Below are 2367 nucleotides of genomic sequence, written 5' to 3' on the forward strand. Positions count from 1 at the left end.
GAGTCGGGGAGGGGGAGCCAATTCTAATAATTTCATAGACATTCCTCTTAAATTACACTACCATAAACGCCATAACTAAAGCATGATTGAATGCATTAAACTTAGTTTATTAATCTAATATTTGATCCCTTCCCTTTCAAATTAAAAGACTTAAAAATGGCCGGCTTTAAAAAACTTATTCTTATACAACTTATCTCTTGGCTATTATGCGTAGTTGCAGGAACTTACTTTATATCCGCTCAGTTTGATAGCGCAGTAAGCGACGCACAAATAAATGCGCAAAATACAATAACGAAATATATTGATAATTCTTCTTTTAATGACGAAGCCGCCCAAAATTTAAAAAACGCGCTTGCCGATGGTAAAACATTCTCACGCTTTACGTTAAGAGACTTCCAAGGGGCTGAAGTATTCACTATAAACTCCCCTGCTCGCCTCCCTGTGTTTGCTCAGTTTATAGAGTCTGTTTTTAATTCTGTACGACCACAGTTTGCAGTTAATACCGCAGCCGATATTAAAGTTGAATTTACAATTAATATTCAGCATCTTGGCGAACAACTGCAAACATCGTTTTTTATTGTGTTTTTTATGTCTGCTATTTTAGTCATTATTCCTGTTATTTTAATGAAATCTATTTTTTATCGTTTGAATAGAAATATCAGTATGACTATTGCCGATGTCATCGATATTTATATCAACCAAAACCAAGCAAGTAACGATTTAAAAATTGCATTAGACGGCTCTAAATTGCAAAAGCTAGGTAAAGATCTCGTGCCAAGCTTTAACCGTTTGTCCTACTTTTTAAAGTCAAAAAATGACGACATTCAAAATGCTGCATTAAGTATTAAACAAGAAGCGTATAAAGATGTAATTACGGCACTTGGCAACCGCAATATGTTTGTTGAGTATTACGAAAAAAATATTGAAAACGTAGAACAAAGTACATTCGGATCACTCGCAATGATCCGCTGTAGCGAACTGCAAATTATAAATCAAACACGTGGCTACCAAAAAGGCGACGAATACGTCAAAGCTGTTGCAGATATAGTTAAACACATAAGTGGCACTTATACAGGCAGCCAAGTGTTTCGATTAAATAGTTCTGATTTTGCTGTCGTACTGCCTCATGTGCCTTTAAAAGAAGCTGAGCGCTTTGGCGAAAACTTACAGTCTCGTTTTACGCAGTATCAACAAAACCAAGAACTAAGCTCAGTAGCTAACACGGGAATTGTGGGCTACGAAAAAGGCAAACCGTTAGGCGAGCTGCTTTCGATTGTTGATAACGCCATGAGTATGGCGCAATCAAAACAAGTAAATGCATGGCACGTTCAACGCGAAACCGACTTAATTAACAATGTAAGTGCAGGTTTTGGTAATCAAAACTGGCGTAAAGTAATTAACGAAGTTATTGAATCCAAACGCGTTCATTTAGTTATGCAGAACATTATGCCTTTAGGTAAAAACAGTAAAGCTTATGCCGAAATTCAGGTTCGCTTTAAAACCGAAGAAAACCAAACGCTTCCTACTGCTTCGTTTTTAGCAATGGCCGAAAAGCTTGATATGGCCATAGATATAGATAAGTTAATTATTGATTCTTCACTTGAAAAAATAAAAACTCGCAACCTTTCTGAAAAAAACTTTGGGCTGAATGTAACCGCCTCAAGTGCGCATAATGATCAATTTGTCATTTGGTTAGAGCGACGCTTGCTAAAAGATACGCACATTGCGTCAAAACTTATTTTTGAAGTGAGTGAATTTGGTTTACAACAAAATATTAAAGCCAGTAAACGCTTTATTGATATGGTACATCGAGTTGGTGCCCGTATTACTGTTGAACGCTTTGGTGTTGGTTTAACCTCATTTAAATTTTTCCGTGATTTAAAGCCTGACTTTATTAAAATGGATGCAAGCTACACTCGTGGTTTAGAAGATGACAAAAACAATCAATACTTTATGAGACTTATGGTCGACTTAGCACACAGAATAGGTGTTAGCGTGTTTGCAGAAGGAGTTGAAAGCCAAGAAGAAAAGCATATTGTTGAGACTCTTCTTTTAGATGGTGTACAAGGCTATTACATAGAAAAACCTAAAGATATGTAACGGCCACCTCCCAAACACTTATCCCCCTACTTTTTTAGTTTAAAGTATATGTTAGTGTGATCGTTTTTTATAAATTTGTACTATTAAAGTCATAATTTTAAAGTAAAGATCACATACAAATCACAGTATTTTTACACCTTTGTCAGACATTGATCAGACCAATTTCAAAAATTTCGATTTAATTTAAACGCTTAATTCTCTTTAATTTGATAAAATAACATCTCAACTTTGAGGTGTATATGAATCTAAAAATCAAACGGTTATACC

The 2367-nt window shown here is 35.4% G+C and carries 1 protein-coding gene; it reads left to right on the plus strand.

Annotation, left to right across the window (positions count from 1 at the left end):
• Nucleotides 1-156: 156 nt before the first annotated feature.
• Nucleotides 157-2100 carry an EAL domain-containing protein gene (locus tag CWB66_RS21175; RefSeq protein ID WP_138586978.1) on the plus strand — a complete coding sequence of 648 codons (1944 nt, stop codon included), beginning with the start codon at nucleotides 157-159 and terminating at the stop codon, nucleotides 2098-2100.
• Nucleotides 2101-2367: the final 267 nt, after the last annotated feature.

The sequence above is a fragment of the Pseudoalteromonas sp. S558 genome (assembly GCF_005886635.1).
GTDB classification, from domain to species: Bacteria; Pseudomonadota; Gammaproteobacteria; order Enterobacterales; family Alteromonadaceae; genus Pseudoalteromonas; species Pseudoalteromonas aliena.